This window comes from Candidatus Melainabacteria bacterium, assembly GCA_003963305.1.
Lineage (GTDB): Bacteria > Cyanobacteriota > Vampirovibrionia > Obscuribacterales > Obscuribacteraceae > PALSA-1081.
The window spans coordinates 266,418-290,639 of record RXJR01000018.1 but is presented as its reverse complement, the minus strand read 5'-3'; the positions used below and the strand labels follow the sequence as shown (position 1 = coordinate 290,639).

Here is a 24,222-nt window from a genome sequence, read left to right as displayed (position 1 = left end):
GTCTTCTGTTACCAGAGCGGTCAAAACGGCCGCCATCTGAGGCGGATCCAAATGTTCGAGAAGCCCACTCACTGCCACTTCAGTCAAGAACAACTCGTTAGTTCCTCTGATACCAGTGGCCATGCGTCCCAGCGCCGTAGGAGTATTGCCGTCCAGGTAACCTTTCAAACGCAATATGTTGGCCAGAGCCTCGAATGTGCGCCAGTACTTAGTAGTCTCTTTGTGAATACGGCGATCGAATTCTTTAATCCGCTTCTCTAGCTGAGCCACTCTATCTGTCTGTTTGCTGCAAGGTTTTTGCACCGGGCAACCGTGACAGGGCATTCCATAGGCTTCGGCAAGCAAGTTGTGAATCTCATCATGCACCGCAGCCAGTGCTGATTCGGCAGCTGGGTCTTGTTTTGCACCACCGCGCATGCCGCGTTCCATCTGCTTAAGTTGTTTGTGCTTGCTGCGAATTGTCTCCAATCGCCGCCCATACAGGGGCAGATCACCTGGTTCAGCCGGGCAAAGTGGGCTGCGCAATCTTTCCAGTTCAAGCTCCCAGCCCATTTTTTGTTCGTACAATGGCTCCAGCTGCTGATTGACAAGAAACTGGCCAAAGCTGCGTTCGATCAAATCACGAGCATCTTCCAGAGTGTGCCGTTCGAGCAGATTTAGAACCATGCCATAAGAAGGCGTGAAGCGGCTCGACAACGGGTCAGCCGGTGAAGTAGCCAGCTTGGCTGCATCCTCGACCGGTTCAAACGGATGATGCAGCACCACTACGTGACCGACCTCGTCCATCCCTCTTCGTCCGGCTCTGCCCGACATCTGCAAAAATTCCGATGCGGTCAACTCACGATGACCTTCATCTGCTCGCTTGTAAATGGAGCTTATTACAGTGGAGCGTGCAGGCATATTGATACCAGCCGCGAGAGTTTCAGTAGCAAAGACAACTTTCAAAAGACCGCGCTGAAACAGTTTCTCGACCAGACCTTTCCAACTGGGCAACATACCCGCATGGTGAACAGACATGCCCTCGAGCAAGTAAGGCAGATGCGGATGATTGAGAAGATTAGGGAAATCCTTAGTGAAGGATGCAATCACTTCCTTCAACTCGGCTTGTTCGCTCAAGTTGATCAAAGGAATGCCTCGTGCACGCTTCATTGATTCTTCGCAGCCGCGCCGCGAGAACAAAAAATAGATCGCAGGCAGCATATTACGACCGGAGAGCACGGCCAGAACATCATTCGGGCTGGCACCAAGAACTGGACCAGAGCGGCGTTTGCGGTCTTTATGCTGCGATTTTTTGCTGCCAAAACGAGCCTTCAGAAGTGTGTTTACACCTTTGCCCGGGCTGAGAAGCGGATAGATGTGGCGATCGCCAAAATAGTGAAAACGCAAAGGCACCGGTCGGAAGTCTGAGAGCACAAGCCCGGTCGGACCATGCGTTTCATCAATCCAGGTGGTCAGTTCAGCGGCGTTAGCGACAGTAGCTGAGAGCGCTACCAGTTGAATATTCTTCGGTGCATAGATGATTGACTCTTCCCAGACCGTGCCGCGTTCAGCATCGTTCATGTAGTGACATTCATCGAGAATGACAAACGCTACATCGCGAAGATTCCTTGTTACGTCACCAAGTATGGTGCCATAGAGCATATTGCGAAAAACTTCAGTGGTCATAACAACGATGGGCGCTTCCCGATTAATGGAAATGTCGCCTGTCAAAAGACCAACCTTGTCTTCGCCGTACTTGTTCTTGAAATCGTTCAGCTTCTGGTTGGAAAGAGCTTTCAGAGGTGTCGTGTAATAGCAGCGTTTATTGCTGCGCAGGGCCATCTCGACTGCGTATTCTGCAATCACGGTCTTGCCGGCCCCGGTCGGAGCGCAGACAACGACGCTGCGATTTTCTTCGAGGTGCTTTATTGCCTCAAGCTGGAAGTCGTCTAACTGGAAGCCGAATATATCGTGAACGTTGATGTCGTTTAGAGAGTCTTGCAATTGCCAGTGCCAAAGCTTTGGTTGCTACCAAGCTAATTCTAACAGCGTGCATATAATATAATGACTGTCTCAGGACCAATTATCGGGACGTGGCGCAGGGGTAGCGCGCACCTTTGGGGTGGGTGAGGCCGGAGGTTCGAATCCTCTCGTCCCGACCAATTGAAATCTAAGAGCCTGAGCAGACGGCACTGTGACGGTAATAGATACCAGCCGCTGGCACGGGCTGACCGCAAACTGAGACCTCAAGCACCTGGCGAAAGCCGGACCTAAAACGCGAAATTTCTGGCTCGACGGCGACGAACGCTAGCCAGATGAAAGCGGTTTGGACACTCTTCGTCCGGCAAATACTCGGAATAATTTGGTCTGTCTACCGACTCGAAGCGCATGTAATTGTTTACATCGATCGAAGGAATGTCTTGAAACCAGGGGCTTAGATGTACAAATTCTCTGAGTTTGAGCTTAACGATTGCTCTCAAGTAGTCATCTAAATGTTCGAGGGACACCGTTGTTTCACTAGTAAAAGGAGACATGCTTCCTCTCTGAAAAAATACTAATTGCTTGCATATTCTTCGAATATCGAGGCGGCAAGCGGGAGTTACAGAACTTCACCTCGAAACCTGGTGAATGTTAGCAGACCTTAAACACCTTGCAACGTTTGACAACTCGGATCTGATGCGATTTAACCTAAAACCGCACCCAGAGCCTGATCGATATAGAAAACCTATCGTTGATCGGTCCTTCTCATCCCAACCACAGCAGACAATTCATTTACACCAAACATCATTGCAACCACAAATCAGCCTCAAGAGCGGTTTATGGAAAGCTACTTTCAGAACTACCAGGGATATTGATAAGAGATTCCGTTGATCGGCTTTTACCTGAACTATCGGAATAACTGAATTGTATTGGCGCGCCCAACGCCTCTAACTCATTGAGGAAATTCTGCAACTTGTAGAACGACTGTCGTTCTTCGCTCAAACGACCTTCCAGATCGGAGCGAGATTCAGACGGGAAGCGATTCAAGATGTCTTTTTCATTTTGCGGATGCAATCGGCTATGCCAGTACGCCACTGCATTTGAATGTATGCGTTGACCATCTTTTTTGATAATAGTAATTCTGCAACCGAATTTGGGTCCGTAGACACTGAGCCACTTTTCAGGCAGCTGCTCTTGCTCCACTGCAATTGACGCAATTTGATCGAGGTTAAATGACTGGTCCGGAGCGAGAAGAAAATGCACGGTAAGAATTCTTCTTTCCTTTGAGAGGCTCATCGTATCGTACTTCGTCAGCGAGTCAATCAACATGGATACGGCAATGCCAATGAGATAAACCGAACCGACATAACAAAGGGAGCTAAAAATCCAGCCCTGAGGGTGGGGTTTATTGAGGTCGTATGCGCTTTTCTTCTGTAGCTGTCGAGGTCGAACAAGCTTCAACGGAAGGTTAGAGGCGCACCAGCCCATTGCAACCCACAACAATGAAAAACAAAATAGACTCCCCACTGGCAAAAACAGATTTAAGACAGAGCCTGGCGTTTCTGGGTAAAAGATCATCGGTCGTCTTGCCCCATTAGAATTGCAATTTTCTACAAAACCGAAGCGCCACGCAAAGCGCGGTCCATCTCATCGGTGTTGAGAGCGAACTGATTAGCAACGTCTCCTGATATCACGCCGTCTGAATAAGCCTTGTAGATGCAATCGTCCATGACGCACATGCCGTCAAAAGAACCGTTGCGCATGTACTCGTTCAGCTTGTCGAATTCTCCAAACAGAATTGCTTCTTGAATAGTCGAAGTATTGACGAGAATCTCGTGGAAAGCTCGCCTTCCGCCTGCGAGCGTCGGTAAAAGTTGCTGGCAAATGACAGCCCTGAGGGCATACGCCAGTTGCATACGAATCGCCTCCTGGTCTTTAGGCTCGAAGATACCGAGAATGCGTTGCATGGTTTTGGTGGCCGATCTCGTGTGCAAGGTCGAGAAGACGAGCAATCCGGTTTCGGCTGCTTTCAATGCCGCTACCATGGTTTCAGCATCGCGCATCTCTCCGATCAGCAGAATATTCGGATCTGCACGCAATGCCGTTCTCAGAGCGCTGACGAAATTCCTCGTAGTAATGCCGATTTCTCTTTGAGTGATGACAGAGCGCATCGGTCGGTGCACAAACTCAACGGGATCTTCGATCGTATAAATGTGAGAGGTCTGGCGTCTGTTGATCTCATCGATCATCGCCGCCAGAGTCGTTGACTTGCCTGCTCCGGTAACTCCTGTCACCAGCACAAGTCCTGATTTCAGATGAGTGAGCTGCTCGATCACGGGTGGCAGACCGAGTTCCTGAATTGTAGGAACTTTCAGCGGCACCAGACGCATCGCGCATCCGACTGATTGCACATCGGTATACATATTGATGCGAACGCGAGCGTGATTGGCAAAAACCAGAGAGGCATCCAGCTCGAAATTCTCTTCGAAGTTTTTGCGCTGTTCAGGTGTCAGAATCGCCATCAGCATCGAGCGCAACGACTGCGACTCGAGAAGAGGCATTGTAGTAATCGCCCGCAACTGACCGTCGATACGCAAGATCGGCTGCATGCCCGCCTTGAGATGAATGTCGGAAGCATGATTTTCGACTGCGACGTGCACTATCTCTTCTAATGTAGCCGGACCAGGCAAACTTAGAGAAGAAAGTCCGTCGTTGCTCACTTGCCCTCGGCTTTCATGGCGTCTTTTAGTTTTTTGACGGCACTATGAACGGCGCGCGAGACACCCATCTCGGACAAACCGAGCACCGAGGCAGTTTCTTTCTGCGACAAATCGTAGAAGAAAACAAACTCGATAATCTGGCGGGTGCGGTCGCCCAGTCTTCTCAGTGCCTGACTGACCAGCTCTCTCTCCTCAGAAGCGATGAGCAAATCTTGATAGCGCCTGTCTGGAACCGTTTCAGACAAACTTCTTTTGTCATCACGATCTTCGTCTTCACCGGTCGAGTCGAGTGATTCGTAGTGGATGCGAGCTTCCCACGATTGCTGGGCTTCAAGAATCTCTTGCACTGAAAAACCTGACTGCTCAGCCAGTTCTTGCACTGTCGGTGTGCGGCTCAGTTGCTTGGTCAACTTCTCTTCCAGTTGCGAGACCTGGGCATTCATCTCGGTCAACTTGCGCGGCACCTGCACCAGCGAGCAATGGTCGCGCAAGTAATGCCTGATCTCGCCTCGAATGTAGCAAGTTGCCAGCGTCTTAAAGCTTGCAGACCGAGCTCGGTTGGGGTCGTAGTACTTGATGGCTTTCAATAAGCCAATCGAGCCGACCTGCACGAGATCTTCCAAACTGTCTGTGTTGAATTGACTATACCGCCTGGCTATCTGCCTCACGAGCGGCATATGTTTGACGACGATTTCGTGTGTATCTGCCGGGTTGAGCTTCTCTGTGGGGGAGGAGCCGGCAGATTCTTTTGAGCCAACGGTATCTACTTGTGCCACTTATCTTTCCTCGAGACTTGCCTCGTCACCGTACGCCAGGCCCCAGCCCTCAAAAACAATTGTTCCCTTGGCAACCCGGCTTTAAACTGTCAAACTGTGTCCGAAAGCCAGCTCACTTGTAAATATCTAGAGTAATTGGGCTAATATTGGTTTGTGCGCCGAAAACCTTCCGGCCACAGCGCAGGGAGAGTATTCCGTGACCTCATCGCCTCCTACAAATCAGGAAACGACGACCTTTCAGCCATTCACGAGAACCGTGGCTAAGGTTAGACAGTCGTGGGGTCGCATCTCAGCCCAGAAACAACTACTGTTGATGGGTTTGCTTTCCATATCGGCGCTCGTCACGTTCACTGCATGGGTGTGGGTGGCCAGAACGCAGGCGATCATCGACCAGTCGGTCTCGCAGTTCGGCATGGCGCTGGCCCAAGCTCTGGCACGAGGCGGCGCTGAGGCACTTTCCAACACAGGCAACCTGGAAGGGCTCAAGTACTACATTCTCACAGAGCGAGTGCAGACGCCCGCCATAGCCTACATCGCCTTCTGCGACGAAAAGGGTGAAGTGCTCCTGGACAGCCAGATGCTGCATTCGCACGGCAAGGGTCCGGACGTATTCCCTATCTACGAGCAGAGCAAGAGCTACGCCATACCAGGCGTCTATCACAGCCCACCCGGCTACAAGTCGCTCACCAACATTGCCGTGCCCATGGTGCGGAACAATGAGCAGCTCGGCATTTGCTGGGTCGGACTGGACAACCAATCATTCACCATCCTCGGCTCCCCTAAAGAAACGCAAAACTTTCTCGTCTCCATCTTTGGTTTGCTGGGCTTGCTCGGTGCCATGGGTCTGTGGACGAACTATGCGCTGATCAACCGTCCGTTGCGTATCCTCTCTCAGGGCGCAAGCGAAATCGCCACCGGACACTTCGGGCACCAGATCCGCAGCCAGCGCGCCGGCCGAGAAATCGACCAGGTGGTGAACGCCTTCAATTACATGTCGAGCCGCTTGCAGCAGTATGACAAACAGAATGTCGACACCCTGATGTCTGAACGCAACAAATACATCTCTGAGAGAAACAAGCTGGAACTGGTGCTCATGTCTATTGCAGATGGCGTCGTCGTCTGCGACCGCGACAACAAAGTGCAAATCGTCAACGCTGCAGCCACGCAACTGTTTGCCAAAGAAGCCAAAGACCTGCTCGGCAAGCCTCTGGTTTTTTGCACGGAAGGTCCCGATTCGCCGCAGATTTGTCAGATTGTCCAGGCCTTCACCGACACAGTCTCGCCAGGAAGCCTCGAGCCCGTAGCCCAGCAAGTGCATCTGGGTGAGCTCGTAGTGCGGGTCAACATGGCACCGATCATATTGAACAAAGAATTTCTCGGTTCGGTTCTGATTATGCACGACATCACCAAGCAAGCCGAGCTGGAGCGCATGAAGAGCGAGTTTATAAGCAACGTCAGTCACGAGTTGCGCACACCGATCACGTCAATCAAAAGTTATGTTGATACGTTATGCAATCACGGTGAAAAGCTCGACCCCGATATTTACCGCGAGTTTCTGCAGATCATCGACAGCGAAGCAGATCGGCTCATGTTCCTCGTCAACGACGTGCTTGAATTGAGCCGCGTCGAAGAGGCCAATCGCGATTTCGAACTTGAACCGGGCGACATTCGCGGCGCCATCGAGTATGCTCTGCGCGCACTGAATCTGATGGCAAAAGATCGTCAGATCGAACTGTCTATGGTCTGCGAAGAAGAGGATATTCCGCTGGTTAATATCAACCAGGAATCAATCGAACGAGTGATTATCAACCTGCTCACGAATGGTATCAAATACACACCAGTGGGCGGCAAAATCGAAGTCATCGTCAACCATCTTGCTGATGAAAGAGAAATTCGCGTCGACGTCAAAGACAACGGCATCGGCATCCCTGAGGAGTGCCTGGAACAGATCTTCGACCGCTTCTTCCGGGTCGAGAAAAAGGTTCACACAATCAAAGGCACCGGGCTGGGATTAACGATAGTTAAAAAAATCGTAGAAAAGCATCACGGCAGATTATCCGTTTCATCGGCACTGGGGCAGGGCTCGACCTTCTCCTTCTTCCTGCCTGTTGCAGAAGATTTAGATGAGAACGAAAAAAAGGACGAAGGCCAGTCAGGTAACGCAGGCAGCGAGTATCTGGCAAACACTGAAAGCTCAAGCCTGACCGCATCTTGAGCCGCCGCCGGCAGCACCTTACAGTCCCATAAATTTACAAAATAAATGGCTCTCCAGCCAGAAAATCCAATCGCCATACAAGCGCAGAAGCGCCGCATATCCACCCGCGAGCCATTGCGATATCCATCGAGGGCACAGTTGATCATCCGTTAATCAACCGATTACCAAGAGCTACCGTGTTATTATGCTTACGTTGACAAGGTCTGGAATCGCGCCACTGATTCCTTATTCCAAAGAGAACTGAAGGCGCGCCGGATCGCAAGCGGAGGATTTTGGGAGATTGGTACGCGCCATCTATCCAGGTTCCTTCGATCCTATGACCAAAGGCCATCTAGACATTATCCAGAGGTCTAGCAAGCTCTTCGATGAAGTGATCATGGCCGTTGTAGGTAATCCCGGTAAATCGCCGTTATTGCCTATGGAAAAAAGGATGGAGCTTATGTCAGCCGCGCTCAAAGATCTGAATGGCGTCACCGTCGATAGTTTTCAGGGTTTGACCGTTGATTATGCAAAAGAAAACAACGTCACGATATTGATCAGAGGGCTAAGAGCTATATCGGATTTTGAAGCAGAATTAGGAATGGCACAGGCTAACAAGGAATTGTTTCCTGAACTAGAAACTATTTTTCTGATGTCTAAAGCCGAGTATTCTTTTATCAGTTCCTCAACGGTCAAAGAGATCGCCCGGCTCGGGGGAGACGTTTCAAGGTTTGTTCCACCAGCAGTGAACGAATATCTGAAACAACATTTCAGCAGAGGCACCTAGTAGATGACTACTCAAACCGCACCGCCACTCACTCAACAGCAGCCCCTACAACAAGGGCAGGCGCCTGCTACATTCAAGCAGACGACCATCTATAAGCATCTCGATTTGCTCGAGCACTTAATTGATGATGCTGTTGGTATATACAAATTCAAGGCTATCAACGCCGACGAATTTCTTGACGTACTAGACAAAGCTCGCGCCCGTTTGCCGGAAGAGCTGCGTGAAGCGTCAGACATTTTGCAGCAGCGTGACGAGATCATCGCCGAGTCGCAACGTCGTGCCGAACAAGTAATTTCAACTGCTCGCCGTCAGGCAGAAAGCATGTTGCACGAGTCTGAACTGCTCAAAGCTGTGCAGGCTGAAGTCGAAAGAATCAGAAAGCAAGTCGTTACCGAAGTAGAAGCGATGCGCCGCGAAGCCATTACCGAAGCTGACAGAATCAGAATCGAAGCTGAAGAAGAAGCTACACGCGTACGCGAAGGCGCCGACCACTACGCTGAGTCAGTGCTGACAAGAATCGATGCCGATCTGCAAAATCTGGCTACCAGACTGCAAGAGTCTCAATCGATCGTTCGTAACGGTCAGCGCTTGCTGGGCAGCGTCAAAAGACACAGTGGTGTAGTGCCTGGAGGGCAACCTCTGAGCAGCCCGCTTCTGGCTCCACGCATCGATTAACAACTATAAAGGTCTCTGACTGGCGTTAGGGATGAGCACGACTTTCGGGTCGTGCTTTTGTTTTACACCTGAAGAATTGTTATCCTAGAATAATCTTTCTTGGGAGACAATTTTTGTTCGCTATGAAACCGAACTTTTTGCTGTCGCTGTTATGCGCCTCGCTGCTTTCAGGCATTCAGTCTACTCACGCCCAGGCTGAGAACATCACAGTCGACATGGCGCCAAGCGCCGTTGACTACCAGTATTACGAGGGAGCCAAGCCCGAGAAGATTCCTATCGGAATGAAGGCCCTGACCGAGCCAAGCTGGAAATTTTCCTGCCACTTCAACTGGGTCCACTATGATTCACCCAACTCTTTCCGCTTCGTCATCAAGTCTGCAGCCTGCGATCTCTCACTTCCTATAGTAATCACACTGCCAAAAGACGCCAACGACAAACTCAAAGAGCATGAGCAGGGGCACCTGCGTATAAACGAATTCTTTTACAAGCAGTATGCCGAGAATGCCATCAAAAGGGCAGCCAGTTCGGTAATCGGCAAGGAATACACAATCGAAGCAGCCGATTACGAAGAGGCCAAGAAGAAGCTCGTGCCGATCACAGTCAAAGATGTGCAGACACTCTATCGCGAGCAAACCTTCACGCCGGCCGAGAAAGCGAATCAAATCTACGATTCACTCACCGACCACGGCAGAAAGTCTGAAGTAAACTCAGACAGTGCGGCTATGCAAGCTATAAAGCAAGTCGAACAATCGGATATGCAATCAACAGCGTCGTCACAAAGACAGTGAGAACTGCCGGCGTTTATTTGTGTTTGTGATGATGCCGCTTGTGGTGCACGGGCGGGCCGCTCAGAGATTCCAGCGGTACAGCTGCCGCATCTGAGCAGGTCAGCGATGGAACTGAAAAGCAGCGATAGACCATTTTGGAAAGAGCACGGATGAGCAGATTAGCCCGCCTGTCATTGTGCGGACGCTCGACCTGCATCGAAACGATATATCTTTGACCTGTCGGTGTGATGACGATTCCGGCGTCACCAACCATGGTGCCGATGTCACCTGTCTTGTGGAGAATTCTGGAGCCTGGGGCAAGACCGGGTGGCAAGAGAGTGCGAATTCTCGTGCGCTCCATTGTCTGATACATCCACTTACGACTCTCCGGGCTGATAATTTCGCCCCGGTCGATGCGGCTGAGCAAATAAACCATGTCATATGGGCTGGTTTTGTTGGTGCCCTCGAAGTCGCCCAACATATTATTGATGCGCGTCTTTTGAAGACCCCAGCTTACGTAGTCGCGATTGCACTTCTCTTTGCCGCCCAGCAAATCGATAACCATGTTGGTGGCGGTGTTGTCGGAGATGATAATCATCAGCTCAGCCACTTCCCTGAGCGGCACTTTGGTGCCGACGGGGCGCCATTGCAGCCAGCCGGAGCCGCCTGTTACCAGATCCTGGCGAATTTCCACAGGCTGGTCTAAGGAAACTTCTTTGCGATCAAGAGCAGTAAGGAGCGAGACATATACAGGCACCTTGATCATGCTGGCTGCTGCATATTCATCGTGACCATTGTAGTCAACAAACTTGCCCGTCTTCAAATCTGCGGCGAAAACTCCGGCGCGCAAATCTTTCATGGTGGCGACCACTTCGATTTTTTTGCGCAACTCATCCAGTGGATATGTAAGCGCTATAGGTGGTGTCACTGTCACCGCTGGAGTGACCGCTTGCTGTTTAGCGGCCTGGCCGAACTTGAAAGGCGACAAGCCACTCAGAGCCACCAGCACAGAAATGCCTGTATAGATCAAAAGGCGCTGGCCTGGCGGTTTACGACGGTTGCGCTTGACCGCTTTTCTGATCACTTTATCAGCAAAAGCTTTTTCTTTCTTTCGATCGAGCACAGCGTTTGTCATATGGATGCAGACTCCACACCTGTTTTAAATAGTGCGCAGTTCACGAGCTAAGCAAATAAAACAGGTGCCTTCGCGAACGCTCACTATATTCTACTCAAAGATGCGCGATTTAAGCCTGATGAGAAGGATTTTTTTCTCGCGGTACAAAAAGATATAGCAATAAACCAATTGCTGTAGCCAGGCTGACAGCTACTTTCAAATTAGCGCTCAAATCGGTGCGTGGAGATATAAATCCTTCAATCATGCCTGCCACCAGCAGCAGAGGCACGCAACCGCCAAACATGCCGCCGGCATCGCGAGCGGCAAGCCGCAGGGCATCAAGCCTTTTATGCTGCCCGGGGAAAAGCAGAGCCTTTCCCATCAAAAGTCCGGCGCCGCCGCTGATAAATATCGCGGTCAGCTCGAGCACCCCATGCGGTGCGATGAAGGCGAGCAATCTTCCCGCCATGCCGAAAGTCTGGCAAGCACCAAGCACGGTGCCAAGCATGAGTCCGTTATTGCACAGAACAATACTTGTACCGATGCCGAAGGTAATGCCGAGTACGAAGGCTAATATTGCTACTCGAATGTTATTGGTGGCGATCAAACTGGAGACGGTGGAACTGTAATGTTGAACGGAATCAGTCCACATCTGCCGATTTTCAATCATGTTCCACATTTCGTCCGAGACAATAGGTTGTCCTCTCGTCGTCTCCAACTGGGCAAAGTGGATATCCTCCAGGGTCATGAAATAGCTGATACACATGGGGACGGCGAATATGACGATGGCCAGACTGACGTAAAGTATGTGCTTGCGAACCAGACAGGGAAATTGCCTGTAGAAGAAATCGAAAAAGTCAGCCCAGCGGTTTCTTCGGGTTTGATAAACTTGGTTGTGGGCGCGAACCAGAAGATTGTTCAGATAAGACAGAATATCGGAACTGAGGTTCATTACCCGGGCTCTAGACAGGTCAGCCGATACCGACCGATAAATTCGCCCCAACTCTTGTAACTGTTGACGGTCGAGCCCCGAAAGTCCCTTGCTATCAACTATTTTCAGAAGTTCTTCCAGCTTCTCCCAAACAGGTCTTCTTATTCTCAGCCAGCGTTCGACATTCATCGGGGAATAGAGTTCTCATGCAGCAACCAAACTATTCGATCTCTACCCCGGAAAACGTTGACCTACACCTGGAATTGGCAGGCATCGGCAACCGCGTGCTGGCCGCTCTTATCGATACGGCGATTACCTACACAGCGATACTGATAGTTGGGCTTGTTTACTGGGGAGGCAGCACAGTAATCGGGCTTACAGATCTGCCCGAGACCGACAGAGCACTGGCAAGCAACATTCTGGGCATGGCAGCTATCTTCATCATCTTTATCATCAACTTCGGCTACTTCATTTTTTTCGAAGGGACATGGCAGGGTCAGACACCAGGCAAGAAAATCGTGTCAATCAGGGTGATTGAAGCAAACGGTCAACCGGTAGGCTGGTCTGGCGTAGTTTTGCGCAACTTGATTCGCACGCTGGATACAGGGTTGGCATTCGTCGGTTTACTGCCGATGATCATCGACAAGAACGAGAAACGATTTGGGGACTATGCCGGCGGCACCATCGTAGTGCGCGAACGAAAGGCAGAGATGCTGAGCGAAGATTTCATGCTCACAGATTCGTATAACATCGAATCGATAGACGCAGGCCGAATCACACCGCAAGAATATGCCTTGCTCAAAAGCTTCCTGAAGCGCCGCGCCAATCTCGCTAAATCGCAGCGTCCACTGATTGCAGGCAACCTCGCCTCTTACATGAGGAAGAAGCTTGATGACAGCTCGACCGAGCCGTCCGAAAAATTCCTCGAGCGAGTCTACTGCGCTTACAAAGCGCGAGCTGAAAGCTAAGACGGGATTTCAGACTCAGCGCTTGTCGATCGATACGTAGGTCAGGTTTTTCGGACCTGTGTAATCGGCACGAGGGCGAATCAAGCGATTGTTGTCGTACTGCTCGAGTACATGAGCAGCCCAGCCAGCCATGCGGCTTACAGCGAAAATCGGCGTAAACAGATCGGTCGGTATACCGAGCATGTAATAGACAGAAGCAGAGTAGAAATCTACGTTTGCATAGAAACCTTTGTCATTCAGAACCATCTCTTCGATCTTGCGAGACATCTGGAACCACTTCAACTCATTGTTTGTCCTGCCCAGCTCTTCCGACATTTTACGCAGGTGAGAAGCTCTTGGATCTTCAGTTTTATAAACACGGTGACCGAAGCCCATAACTTTCTTGCGCTCTTCGAACATCTTGCTGATGTATGGTTGAACATTCTCCAGCTTGTCGATCTTGATCAACATTTTGATCACTTCCTGGTTGGCACCACCATGCAGCGGTCCTTTCAAGGTGCCGATGGCAGCGACAATAGCAGAGTGAATGTCGGTCAAAGTTCCAGCGGCCACACGAGCGGCGAATGTCGACGCATTGAGTTCATGGTCGGCGTGAAGGATGAGGGCAATGTCCAGAGATTTCGTGCTCAGCTGATCTGGCTCTTTGCCGCCGTGAAGCAGATAAAGGAAATTGGCTGCAACACTGAGATTCGGATTGGGAGCGACGGGCTCTTTACCGTTGCGAATGTTATCCCAGTAAGCAACGATAGTCGGCAGTTGAGCAGTTAGACGAGTGGCTTTGCGTACGTTGGCATCGCGATCGTTGAGCTCATCATCGGGATCATACATAGACAGCATAGAAACTGCAGTACGGAGCACTTCCATCGAGTTGGCATCTTTGGGAAATGCCTTCATCGCCTTCACCACTTCAGCGGGAATTGCGGCATTGCTACGCAATGCTGCCGACAGCGTCTCGAGCTCTTGCTTGTGGGGCAATCTGCCATTCCACAACAAAAATACGGTCTCTTCGTACGTTGAATGTTCGGCGAGATCGTGAATATCGTAACCCTGATAAACGAGGCGCCCTTCTTTTCCATTCACATCGCAAATGGATGAAGATGCCGCTACTATGTCCTCAAGCCCTGCCTTGACCATAAGGTGCTCCCGATTTCGCTGGATTCATTGGAATAACTGGATTTATACACTAAATGACAACTGGAATCTTCCGTTCATAGCCTTTCTTTCATGGATCAAAAACACGATTTCTCCCCAGTCAATTGCAAATAAATGAGTCCCATCACTGTAAATGCCCATCGTGACTGCACTAAGCAGGATCGGCACGCGTCCATGATGAAGTTGCTGCGCCTTTTGCGCAAAGAGGATCCCGAACTCAAGCATTCAGACCGTGTCTTCCTTGAACTGGTCGCAGCGGCCGGGCTGGCGGCACGCGGAATTTTGCCCGTGGCGCTTGGCGACAGCATCATGACTCAATTTATAAAGGAATACGGCGCGGCCATAGGCAAACCGGCAATGCACCTGGATAGTACTGCCTTTTCGGTGACCAGCTCAGGCGTATTTCAGCACTGCCAGAGAGACTACGGACAATCATTTATAGAAAAACGATTGCACCGGCTTGTCAAGGCAATCAGCAGTTTTCACAGCAGCGCGGCACTAGACGAATCGCTGGCAGCCGGCTGGTTCTGGCAATGCGCTATCAAATCTGCAGGCGTACGCAAAAACATCGTCGATGGTCACCGCACACGGGCTCAGACTGGCGATATACCATCTCTGACACAATGGTTCACACCTGACTGGATTGCAGATTTCCTCGTCGAAGAGGCGCTCAGCAGCAACAAAGCGGCCCGGTTTCTCGACCCAGCCTGCGGCGCGGGGCATCTGCTCGTGCCGGCTCTGCGTTCACTGCTGGCAAAACAAAGCCAAACCAGTCAGGAAGAAGCGTTAGAGCGAATTTTTGAACAACAGCTCTTCGGGCTGGATGTGGACTCGGGCCTCGTAGACCTGGCCAAACTGGCGCTCTATCTGGAAGCTCGAGATTCTTGCGCAAGCTTTATCGAGATAGCCCCAGCTAAAATCAGCCTGGCTGGAGACTCGGAACGAGCCTGCACTATCGGAAGCCTCTTGCTCGGAGCCTCAGTGCAACTCCCCGGCATTCCACAACAGTTCGATGCCATCGCCATGAATCCTCCTTATCTTGGGCATCGCCTCATGCCTCAAATGATCCGAGATTTTCTCAAAGCAGAATTTCCCGACAGCCAATACGACCTTTATGCCGCATTTCTGGAGCTTGGCCTGAGACTGCTCAAACCAGGAGGCCGATTGGCAGCAATTTGCCAGCAGAGCGTACTGACGATTCAGAGATACCAGAGTCTGCGCGAAACGATGATGCAAACAGCGAATGTTGAAGCAATCGCGCAACTTGGCTCGGGTGTATTTGCCACCAAAGGTGGTGAAAAGACCAACACCGCAATTATCACGCTTCGAAAGAAAGACAATCAGCAGGCTTCAGATGTACGCTGCTGGCAGTTGCTGACAAGAGAGGAAAAAGCGCTCGCCGAATCGAACGGGCTCAGTAATATCGCTCCCCGCATTGTCTCACGCGCAGAAGCCGATGCACAGGCTCAATATTTGCCACAAGCACCATATTCATTCTGGGCACCACCTGAGATACTACGCTTGTTCAACAGACACCCAACCATCGTCGCTCCGGACCATGCCATAACCTGTACAAATGGTCTCTTCACGTGCAACAACCAAAAATTCGTAACCAGGTTCGACAAAATTGACGAGCGGGTACGGCATGAATACGTACCATATGACAAAGGCGGCGGTCATAAATGGTATTACACCAGCCCACTGATGCTGCACTGGAAAACAGACGGGCAGCAAATTCGCGAATATCGAGTAAACCGTGGACAATCAGCCAGGCTGCCAGGGGAACCATTCTATTTCAAGAGAGGCGTCACATACTCTTATATAGGCACAAAAGGCTTCAAGGCACGACTGTTGACACCCGGTGCGGTTTTCGACATTGCCAGCTCGGCTATTTTCAGTTCTCGAATCGACATCTTGTTTATACTCGGGTATCTAAATTCATCACTGGTGCGTTCTATTCTCGGCGTTCTAAATCCGACAATTAATTTCCAAATTGGTGACATCAGGCGCCTTCCATTTCTGGTTCCAGACCCGGATACAGAGCGGATCGTCGCATCACTGAGCGCGCAGGCAATAGAAATTGCCCGGCAGGTGGAAAGCTTTGATCCGGGCTCTCCAAGCTTCGAGGGAGCGGCGGCCGGCCGATATAATCGCGATGTCCAACTCAGTCAAGACTTGCATCAAAAGCAATGTCAACGATGGGCAGATGATGAAGCAGCAATTCAAAAGCAACTGGACGAGATCATTTTTAACATGTACGAAATCAGCTCCTCGTGCCGAAAGACGATCCAGAACGATCCATGGGTAAGACGAGGCGCAGACTCATTTCGCAAAACTATTCTCAGCACTTGTAAACAGCAAGTTTAAAAATTAACCCCGGCTGTGTAAAAGCTGCACACTTAATCTGGTCAAGCATGTTCTAATTTTGTTCTGTTTTCATCGTGGAGTCGATTGTGTCCGCACCAGATTTTGATGATTTCGATCAAGCACTTCAGCTCGACGTTCTTGCCGCGTCGCTGCGCTCGGATACAGCTCAATCGACTGACATGCTCGAGCAACTGGCCAAAATGCTCCAGGCCGCCGTGCCGGAAGCAGTGACAATCGAGCGAGGCGGATGGTTCATGTCAAAGGAACGACCGCTGCAAGAACTAAATGTCAGATTCGACGATTTTCAATATCAAATCGTCAGACAGAAGCACGGCTCTGTCACCGCCAGCGCCAAAAAACTGGTCAAGGGCGTAGTACTCAAAACAAATGACATATCAGTTGAGGAATGCATCGAAAAAATTCTTGCCGGATTGAAAGATATGTCAGAAAAAAATGCTCAAACGCGACGAGCCCTGAACAAGTTCGTGCTGGGATAAGCGATGTTCTTTTGGAACAAAAACAATAAAGATGATGAACGCCGCAAGCAGCGAGAAGCGGCTACGCTACAGGCTCTCAGCAGCGGGCAAGTGCCGCCGACGGCGCGTGAACGCATTGAACGCCAGCAGGCGATCGGCAGTAATTTTTTCACCAGCGATTTGAGCACGCGAGAGTATTTGCTGTGCCGACAATCTGGCTTTAAGACCCTGGGCCAGGTAATGGGCACATCATTTTTTAACGTCAGCTTCTGGGGCTTCTACAAATCGAGATGGAACAGCACCGGAGAGCTGACCAATATCACCCATGCCCAGCTGGAAGCTCGCAAAATGGCAATCAGCCGCATGCAGCACGAAGCTCAATTGCTCGGCGCCTCAGGCGTGATCGGTGTCAGGCTGGTCATCAAAAGTCACGATTGGAGTTCTCGACAGACGGAATTCACGGCAATCGGCACGGCCGTCAAAATTCCAGGCTACCCGGAAAGTGAATTACCCTTCACCAGTGCTCTAAACGGGCAAGATTTCTGGAAGCTCTATCAAGCCGGGTATCGACCGCTGGCCCTGGCCTTTGGCATTTGTTCGTACTACATCTACTCAGACTCTCGCACACAGTCGATTGTCAACAAACAGTTGTTCGGCTTGAATCTCGCCCCCAACCAGGAGGTCTTGTCCTACACGCAAGGTTTCTACCAATCGAGGAATCTGGCTATGGCGCGTGCCCAGAGTCACATTCACGAGAACGGTGGCGATGGACTGATCGGAGTGGCGGCAGATTACGAAATTGAAGACATCGCATACGAAGTAAACAATTACACTTATCACGACATGCTTGTTCACTGGACTGTCGTGGGCACAGTAATTAGCAGCAAGGAAGAGCGCCTGGACCGTTTACCTTCGCCCAATTTGATTCTTGACTTAAACAGCTTGAGCCGCAGCTCAGTCCAAATCGACACCGTATACGGTGGCACGACGAGCAGCGACGATGATTTTGACATTGAAGACGATGATGATGATGACTAATTTGGGAGAATGTTATGCCAGACTTGCCGGAAATTCCTGAGCACGCCAAGGAACGCTTGAAAGAGATGCGGGGCACCGGTGCCAATCGAACTCTATTCACAAGCGATCTCTCAGTCAATGAATTTTTGCTGGTCAAAGAAGCAGGCTTCGAGCCGGCTGGGTTCGTCGTCGGCAGCTCCATTTATCACATCGGCTTTCAGCAGGCGAAGTGGACAAAAAATGAAGAGATGCAAACACTCACACAAGCTCTCTATCATGCCCGCGAGCTGGCTATGACGAGAATGGAAGAAGAAGCATACGAGCTGGGTGCAGATGGTGTCATCGGCGTCAGACTGCGCGTCAAACACATGAGCTGGAACTCGGATCTGGCAGAGTTCGTCGCGCTTGGAACCGCAGTCTACCATCGCGAAAGCGCAAAAAACGGTAGCAGAAGCCCGTTTCGCACGCACGACGACAAACCTTTCACGAGCGATTTGTCAGGTCAAGACTTCTGGACTCTTCTAAAGTCAGGTTACAGACCGGTTGGAATGGTCATGGGTAACTGCGTCTACCACATCGCTCATCAAACCTTTGGACAATGGTTCAAGAATGTCGGGCAGAATGTGGAGATGACAAATTTCACTCAAGGACTATACGATGCTCGCGAGCTGGCCATGGAACGAATGCAGACTGAGGCTGAGAACCTGAAAGCAGAAGGAATTGTAGGCGTCGACATCCACGAGGGATCATATGGATGGAGCACAAATGTGATTGAGTTTTTCTGCGTTGGCACAGCAATAATCCCAATTCGCGCTGATCATCAAATTCCTTCTCCCAGCCTCGTACTCTCTGTTAGTGATTGAAACATAGCTACTGTTGCCCGGAACCGAATCTGACAAGCCGCGTCATCAACACGGTTAGAGAAGAGGTAAATGCACGATGGCAACGAACAAACCCCTTAAGGCGCTGCTTCCGGCGTTTTTAGTAGCGAGCTCAATCGGTTTATCGGCAGCCTATGCGGCTGAGCCCGTCGCAGCCGATGCTCCGGAGCAAAAGACCGCCCAGGCTGTCCCCGCCAATGATAAGACACAGGAAGAGAAGCTCAAATCAAGCGATCTCCAACCGCCGGCCGACGATCCGCCAATTAAGGGCTTTCATCCCATCAAGAAAGCACTTGCACCTGTCGTGCGCCTGGAAAAAAATTCTGTTCAGCTGCAAAAGCAGATTATGAAGCTGACCGGACCGATCTCAAATTTGCAGCCAGCCATGCTTGGACTGCATAACAAGATGGATAGCGTCGACAATCGCATGGGGTCAATGCAGGGACAACTCAACTCGATGTCCAAACAAGTTGGCGATGTAGGCACAGGCATGGACAAGGTTGGCACAAAGATGGATGGAGTGCGCAGTGATATTGCCGGAATGCGTAGCCAGATCGGGCAACTGGAAGTGCCGATTCGTCAACTGCAAAAACCGCTTCACGAGTTACAGGAGCCCTTACAAAGCGTAGCTCAACCGCTACGGCAGTTGCATCAAGAGTTGACGGAATTGAAAGCTTTGCTCGCCACCATTCTCTTCGCCATTGTAATCGCCGCTGTGGCAGTGGCTATCGGCACTCCGATTGCAGCTGTACTGATTTATAAGCACCGCCACAAGCTTTTCAAAGACATGACAGATGGCGAAACGCGACCAAGGGAAGGAAAAACGTTATCGCGGGTTTAAGTGAGAACAAATCCGCATAGCAGGGAAGGGCGCTCAGGCGTTCTTCCCTTTTACCATTAGAGATCTTCGCCATTGAGCAGACGACGCCACTCTTCGCACACAAAGATAAGAGCAGACACCACCGTTTTTGGATCTCGAACTTCAAGAATTACAGGCTTATTATGCTCGAAAACGAAGTGCCCGATAAATTGCAAAATCCAGCCACCGGTGTGCAATTGAAAAAATGCTTTGCGACTGAACGGAAGGCTCAACCAGGCAAGCACTATCATAGGGATACCGATCATGTGCGTGATCTTGCAGCCCCTGCTGCGATGCTTGGACTTGTAGTAACGCAAATGCTGCACGAGGTTGTCTCGAGCGGATACTTGCGTTTCTTCTGATGCGATGCTATCCATGTTTCCATAATACCCAAAAACGAAGCTCGGCAAGCACAATGCTCGAGCCAACCTGCAAAAAGGCAAGCGAGCAAGTGCCGCGACCGAAAACGAGGGAAAGCCGCTATATGTTGCGCCTTACTTGCTGTGCGAACTGAGGAGGTTAGCCATGTCATCGGCGTGCTCCTCTTCCTTCTCCAGAATCGACTCGAGCAAGCGTCGTGTTGTCGGATCCTTCTCACCAATGTAGAGAATCATCTGCTTGTATGAATCAATAGCTATGCGCTCGGCCACGAGGTTTTCCTTGATCATATCGAGCGTATCCTTGCCTTCGACATATTGCGCATGACTTCGCTTGCTGAGAACATCAGGATTCATATCAGGCTCACCGTTGAGTTGCGTGATGCGCTCAGCAATCTGATCAGCATGCTCTTGCTCTTCGTTGGCATGTTCGAGAAACTCTTCTGCTACAGACTCAGAATTGATACCGCGAACCATGAAGTGGTGGCGTTTATAGCGAAGCACGCAGACAAGCTCAGTCGCCAGAGCCTCGTTCAAAAGCTTTACAACTTTAATGCGGTCTGCACCATAAGCATTGGTCACCGGTCCATCTTCCATGTGTTCACGGGCGCGGCGTCTGATTTCTGCGATGTCCGCGGCAAACTCGTTAGTGTCATTTACTGCTGTCATTTTTGCTCCTTCGTTATTTGCGGCAGAATTCAGCGCTTAAAGATGCGCGGCACTTACTGCTAATGCTGCCTATGTTACTACAATATAAATTTTGCGGACAGTGCAAATTTGTCAAACCAGAAGCACCGACTGTCAATCAGCGAGACTCACCCAGCACTGATTCTGCTGAACTGGTCTGGGTTGCCGACTCCTCACCTTGTGCGTGGTTCTGCATCCAAGCCAACATTGCCTGGAATCCGTTTTTCTTTAATTTTGGTTGTAGCCTATGAGTTAACCGATCAAGAAGATCCTTCTCTCCAATTGCCAGACTGACGACTTTGTCGTTGTGATCATTAAGCCGCCAGGTCATAGCGTCTCGCTTTTTGCCTACGACCAGATTGGTCTTAACAAGCAGATCGCCGCCATCAGTCGACTTCGAAAGATACTCCACTTTCGCTCGGGAGAAGATCCGATGCCATCGCGGGTAATACCGCTGCTCCATTAAGGATTTCAGTGCCGCCACATAATCATGTTTCTGCTTGGCAGTCAATTTAGACCACTGCGAGGAACCAAGAGAGCGCTGGGACATTGCGTCATAATCGATGTAATTTTCCGCCTTCTTGAACGAGTTCGCTGCAGGCGCGGAGAAAACATTGACGATATTTTGAACGGATAAAAAGGCCGGCTCGAGCGCGGATGCGGGGCTTGCAGAAACAATGGCGGCGGCAAGCATAGCTCCCAACACTCCTGCCGGTTTGCCCGTTCGATTCAGCATTTATTGAAGCTCCTTCCGATTAGAGTGCGGCTTTGCGTTGGTACAGAAGTATCGAAGAGAAAACCAGTCCTATTACTGCCCATCCCAGCAAAACACCGACATCTCGTAAATAATCTGCCGGGATACCCAACATCACGCCTTTAAAGGCGTCAGCGGAGTAATACATTGGAAGAGCTAGCGCACAAAATTGTTCCCATTTTGGCATCGCCTCTAATGGAATAATGATACCGCTGGCGAACATAAGCGCCACACCAGCGATTGAAACCGTCATCGTGTAGATGCGAATAGTTTTGAGCAAACAGGCTGCCGCCAGTCCCAGACAAGTAAAGGAAAAAACAGAAACCAGGGTTGTGGCGACAAGCCCGACGAAATTAGAGCCAAGAGTGAAACCGCTGAATGGAGCGGTCAGGCAGAGGGCGATCCATAAAACAACAGAAGCTTCAATCGTTACAGTCAAACTTTTGGCGATAATGGCAGATTGCAGACCGTTTGGCGCCAGAATAATCTGCCGATAAGTCTTCTCCATCCATTCATAAATCCATGAAAATCCAAGATTCATGGACGCAAGAACATAACAGAGATAAGCAGCCAATCCGGGCGTAACAAAGTCTCTCAAAGTAATGTTCAGAGGAAACAAGGCAGACGTCCTAAGCGGGATGCTGAGAGTTTTATTCTTCTGTGTCAGGACCTTCAAAAGCCCCATCGAAATCTGGTTGTCGACAAAGGGATTGTGTCCATCCGTCAAAATCTGCACTGAATCCTCAAGCGGGTCCTGCGAGACGTTTGCCAGGGCGACGATTTTGCCTGTAGTGATATCCTGTTTGGCCTTTTCCAGGTCATCATAATTGGAAACAATAAATTGATGGGTATCTTCAAGACCTTTGCTCAAATCACTGATGCCGGCAGGATCATATACACCAAAGGGAATGCTCGTAGCACCCGACAGCGTGTTACCAACCACGGCGATGATCAAGACGGCAAGCAAGATGCTCGAAATGAAATAGAGCGGACGCCTCGTCCACTGCAATATATCCTTATTGATGATAGCCAGTATCTGTCGCACGTTTGATTTTAATCTCTTTTCTCTTTTCTCTTTGCTCTCTGCTCTTGCTCTTTGCTCTTATCTCGTGGCTCTCTGTGCCCTGCGTCGACAAAACGTTCGCTTAATTGAAGTCTTCATCGGCTTCTTCCTCACCAAGCTTTTCAGTATCAATGTCATCTTTTGTAGAAGCAACGGCAAGAAAAACTTCCTCAAGATTAGGTTCGCTCGTTGCAAATCTGGAGAATGGAACTTCCTCTTCTTCCAACCAGCTCAGCACCTGGTAAAGGCTGCGCACAAGCTTTCCATCTTGCGGCTGAGCAAATGATATGGTGTTGCGCAATACGTCCCGCTTAACTTCTACCGGAAACTTCATTTTCAACTTTTCCAGTTTAGACAGCAATTGATCTTCATCGATATCACGAGTCAATCGAATCGCGATGCTGCGAATCCCCTGAATCTTATGCCGCAAGTCGTCAATCGTCCCTTCTGCCACAAGCGTTCCGCGCCTGATGATGCCGATACGATCCGAGAGCAATTCTGCTTCTTCAAGATAATGCGTCGTCAAAAGAACTGCCACACCTTGATTTTTCAGAGCCTTCAGCGAAGTCCAGATCTGTCGCCTGGAAGCAGGATCCAGACCCACCGTAGGCTCGTCCATAAACAACACCTTCGGCTCATGCAACAGAGCACCGGCAATGGTGAGTTTGCGCTGCATGCCACCAGAAAAACTGCCAGCCAGATCGTTAGCACGATCGGTGAGTCCGGCGTCTTCCAATAATATTTTGATGCGCTCCCTGGCTTTAACTTTTGGAATCTTATAAAGATCCGCGATAAAGCTCAGATTCTCATAGGCAGTCAGTTCGTTGTAAATGGCCACGTCTTGCGACACAATCCCAAAAGCACCTTTGGTCTTTTCAGACTGTTTAACACCGTTCAATCCACATATAAAAAACTCACCAGATGTGGGTGTGAGCAAAGTTGTGAGCATATTAATGGTGGTTGTCTTACCTGCACCGTTATCCCCCAGCAACGCATAAAGTTCGCCGGGATAAACACTTAGATTGAGCGAGTTGACCGAAGTTCTATCACCAAATTTTTTGGTGAGGTTAACTGTCTGCAGCGCCGGTTGGCGAATTTCACTTGTGTTCAATGCGATGTCCGAGATCCAAAGTTACCAATATTCGAGAGTGAGTCTGGGCAAAACCACCCGACCTACCCAAGGTCATAAAGCAGCATGCTGCCGACTGATCTAATGCACAAGTGCAGCAGATTCTATTATGCGCTGCCCGGGACAGCATCTGATCGATTGGTCTAAAGAAATGACGTACGGCAATCGAGAAAGTTCATATTAACAGTAAGGCTGAGTCGGCTGACTCGGCGCGCCGCAGGCTCGTAAGAGACTATCGATGTGAGCGACTTTGAACACTTTGTAGACCGACGGTACAAGATTGATGAACACCACTTTACTGCCAAGTGAGTCGGAACGCAGAAGCAGCTCTTCAAGCCATTCCAGACCGTCAACTGTGATGAATTTGCAGTTGGCGAAATCGAGGGTTAAATTTACACCTGTTGCTAAAGTTCGATCGATATGATCGATGCCGCGCTCGAGTGGTCCTTCAATTTGCAGCACTTCGTTGCGTCGCGCCTCTACGGCTTGTTCGGCGTTCTCGCCACTCATCTTTAAACTCCTTCTTTAATCTCACTCGAACTCAACAATACTGCTCAAAACATTACTAG

Annotated in this window: 23 protein-coding genes, 1 tRNA gene and 1 pseudogene; 11 read left to right on the top strand and 14 right to left on the bottom strand. The window is 50.2% G+C overall.

Annotated features, from left to right (window positions below; translation table 11 throughout):
- Positions 1–567: 567 nt before the first annotated feature.
- A pseudogene (locus EKK48_18660) lies at positions 568–1,983 on the bottom strand (DEAD/DEAH box helicase).
- A gap of 83 nt (positions 1,984–2,066) precedes the next feature.
- On the opposite strand from EKK48_18660, the gene EKK48_18655 reads away from it, so the two are divergent.
- Positions 2,067–2,141 (top strand) — tRNA-Pro (locus EKK48_18655).
- A 108-nt stretch (positions 2,142–2,249) separates the two neighbouring features.
- Here EKK48_18655 and EKK48_18650 read toward each other — a convergent pair.
- From EKK48_18650 to EKK48_18635, 4 genes are all read right to left on the bottom strand, one after another.
- Positions 2,250–2,513: a hypothetical protein gene (locus EKK48_18650; GenBank protein ID RTL39885.1), complete on the bottom strand. Its 264-nt coding sequence runs from the start codon at positions 2,511–2,513 to the stop codon at positions 2,250–2,252.
- A 283-nt stretch (positions 2,514–2,796) separates the two neighbouring features.
- Entirely contained in the window at positions 2,797–3,288 is a 492-nt protein-coding gene (locus EKK48_18645) for a hypothetical protein (GenBank protein ID RTL39884.1), read from the bottom strand.
- Between the two features lie 281 nt (positions 3,289–3,569).
- A complete protein-coding gene (locus tag EKK48_18640; GenBank protein RTL39883.1) occupies positions 3,570–4,679 on the bottom strand; it encodes a PilT/PilU family type 4a pilus ATPase in 1,110 nt (369 codons plus the stop codon).
- A complete protein-coding gene (locus EKK48_18635) occupies positions 4,676–5,455 on the bottom strand; it encodes a sigma-70 family RNA polymerase sigma factor (GenBank protein ID RTL39882.1) in 780 nt (259 codons plus the stop codon). The genes EKK48_18640 and EKK48_18635 overlap by 4 nt, the downstream gene beginning before the upstream one ends.
- A gap of 196 nt (positions 5,456–5,651) precedes the next feature.
- Between EKK48_18635 and EKK48_18630 the strand changes: the two genes are divergently transcribed.
- The 4 genes from EKK48_18630 (at position 5,652) to EKK48_18615 (ending at position 9,899) form a co-directional block, all read left to right on the top strand.
- On the top strand, positions 5,652–7,670 hold the full coding sequence (locus EKK48_18630; GenBank protein ID RTL39881.1) for a HAMP domain-containing protein: 2,019 nt from the start codon (positions 5,652–5,654) through the stop codon (positions 7,668–7,670).
- 280 nt (positions 7,671–7,950) lie between these two features.
- On the top strand, positions 7,951–8,436 hold the full coding sequence (locus tag EKK48_18625) for a pantetheine-phosphate adenylyltransferase (GenBank protein RTL39880.1): 486 nt from the start codon (positions 7,951–7,953) through the stop codon (positions 8,434–8,436).
- Between the two features lie 3 nt (positions 8,437–8,439).
- Positions 8,440–9,111, top strand: coding sequence for a hypothetical protein (locus tag EKK48_18620; GenBank protein RTL39879.1), 672 nt, complete (start codon positions 8,440–8,442; stop codon positions 9,109–9,111).
- Positions 9,112–9,224: 113 nt separating this feature from the next.
- Complete coding sequence (locus tag EKK48_18615; GenBank protein ID RTL39878.1) at positions 9,225–9,899, top strand: hypothetical protein; 675 nt, start codon at positions 9,225–9,227, stop codon at positions 9,897–9,899.
- Between the two features lie 13 nt (positions 9,900–9,912).
- Here the strand turns inward: EKK48_18615 and EKK48_18610 are convergent, their stop codons facing one another.
- The gene (locus tag EKK48_18610; GenBank protein ID RTL39877.1) at positions 9,913–11,013 is read right to left on the bottom strand and encodes a serine hydrolase; all 1,101 of its coding nucleotides are present in this window, start codon (positions 11,011–11,013) and stop codon (positions 9,913–9,915) included.
- 109 nt (positions 11,014–11,122) lie between these two features.
- A complete protein-coding gene (locus tag EKK48_18605) occupies positions 11,123–12,112 on the bottom strand; it encodes a stage II sporulation protein M (GenBank protein RTL39876.1) in 990 nt (329 codons plus the stop codon).
- Positions 12,113–12,129: 17 nt separating this feature from the next.
- On the opposite strand from EKK48_18605, the gene EKK48_18600 reads away from it, so the two are divergent.
- Positions 12,130–12,891 (top strand): RDD family protein, encoded by a 762-nt coding sequence (locus tag EKK48_18600; GenBank protein RTL39875.1) that lies wholly within the window; start codon positions 12,130–12,132, stop codon positions 12,889–12,891.
- Positions 12,892–12,906: 15 nt separating this feature from the next.
- Here the strand turns inward: EKK48_18600 and EKK48_18595 are convergent, their stop codons facing one another.
- Positions 12,907–14,025: a citrate synthase gene (locus EKK48_18595; protein RTL39874.1), complete on the bottom strand. Its 1,119-nt coding sequence runs from the start codon at positions 14,023–14,025 to the stop codon at positions 12,907–12,909.
- 132 nt (positions 14,026–14,157) lie between these two features.
- On the opposite strand from EKK48_18595, the gene EKK48_18590 reads away from it, so the two are divergent.
- The 5 genes from EKK48_18590 (at position 14,158) to EKK48_18570 (ending at position 19,625) form a co-directional block, all read left to right on the top strand.
- Entirely contained in the window at positions 14,158–16,410 is a 2,253-nt protein-coding gene (locus EKK48_18590; GenBank protein RTL39873.1) for an SAM-dependent DNA methyltransferase, read from the top strand.
- 86 nt (positions 16,411–16,496) lie between these two features.
- Positions 16,497–16,907 (top strand): hypothetical protein, encoded by a 411-nt coding sequence (locus tag EKK48_18585; protein ID RTL39872.1) that lies wholly within the window; start codon positions 16,497–16,499, stop codon positions 16,905–16,907.
- A 3-nt stretch (positions 16,908–16,910) separates the two neighbouring features.
- Positions 16,911–17,924, top strand: a complete 1,014-nt coding sequence (locus EKK48_18580; GenBank protein ID RTL39871.1) for a hypothetical protein — start codon at positions 16,911–16,913, stop codon at positions 17,922–17,924.
- Positions 17,925–17,938: 14 nt separating this feature from the next.
- Complete coding sequence (locus EKK48_18575) at positions 17,939–18,766, top strand: hypothetical protein (GenBank protein RTL39870.1); 828 nt, start codon at positions 17,939–17,941, stop codon at positions 18,764–18,766.
- Between the two features lie 76 nt (positions 18,767–18,842).
- Positions 18,843–19,625 (top strand): hypothetical protein, encoded by a 783-nt coding sequence (locus EKK48_18570; protein ID RTL39869.1) that lies wholly within the window; start codon positions 18,843–18,845, stop codon positions 19,623–19,625.
- Positions 19,626–19,681: 56 nt separating this feature from the next.
- Here EKK48_18570 and EKK48_18565 read toward each other — a convergent pair whose 3' ends face one another.
- The 6 genes from EKK48_18565 to EKK48_18540 form a co-directional block, all read right to left on the bottom strand.
- Positions 19,682–20,020, bottom strand: a complete 339-nt coding sequence (locus EKK48_18565) for a DUF962 domain-containing protein (protein ID RTL39868.1) — start codon at positions 20,018–20,020, stop codon at positions 19,682–19,684.
- Positions 20,021–20,137: 117 nt separating this feature from the next.
- Positions 20,138–20,689 carry a bacterioferritin gene (locus EKK48_18560; GenBank protein ID RTL39867.1) on the bottom strand — a complete coding sequence of 184 codons (552 nt, stop codon included), beginning with the start codon at positions 20,687–20,689 and terminating at the stop codon, positions 20,138–20,140.
- Positions 20,690–20,825: 136 nt separating this feature from the next.
- On the bottom strand, positions 20,826–21,443 hold the full coding sequence (locus tag EKK48_18555; protein ID RTL39866.1) for a hypothetical protein: 618 nt from the start codon (positions 21,441–21,443) through the stop codon (positions 20,826–20,828).
- A gap of 19 nt (positions 21,444–21,462) precedes the next feature.
- Positions 21,463–22,506 carry an ABC transporter permease gene (locus EKK48_18550; GenBank protein RTL39865.1) on the bottom strand — a complete coding sequence of 348 codons (1,044 nt, stop codon included), beginning with the start codon at positions 22,504–22,506 and terminating at the stop codon, positions 21,463–21,465.
- A gap of 100 nt (positions 22,507–22,606) precedes the next feature.
- Positions 22,607–23,650 (bottom strand): ABC transporter ATP-binding protein, encoded by a 1,044-nt coding sequence (locus EKK48_18545; protein ID RTL39864.1) that lies wholly within the window; start codon positions 23,648–23,650, stop codon positions 22,607–22,609.
- A 183-nt stretch (positions 23,651–23,833) separates the two neighbouring features.
- Positions 23,834–24,163 (bottom strand): hypothetical protein, encoded by a 330-nt coding sequence (locus EKK48_18540; protein RTL39863.1) that lies wholly within the window; start codon positions 24,161–24,163, stop codon positions 23,834–23,836.
- Between the last annotated feature and the right edge of the window lie 59 nt (positions 24,164–24,222).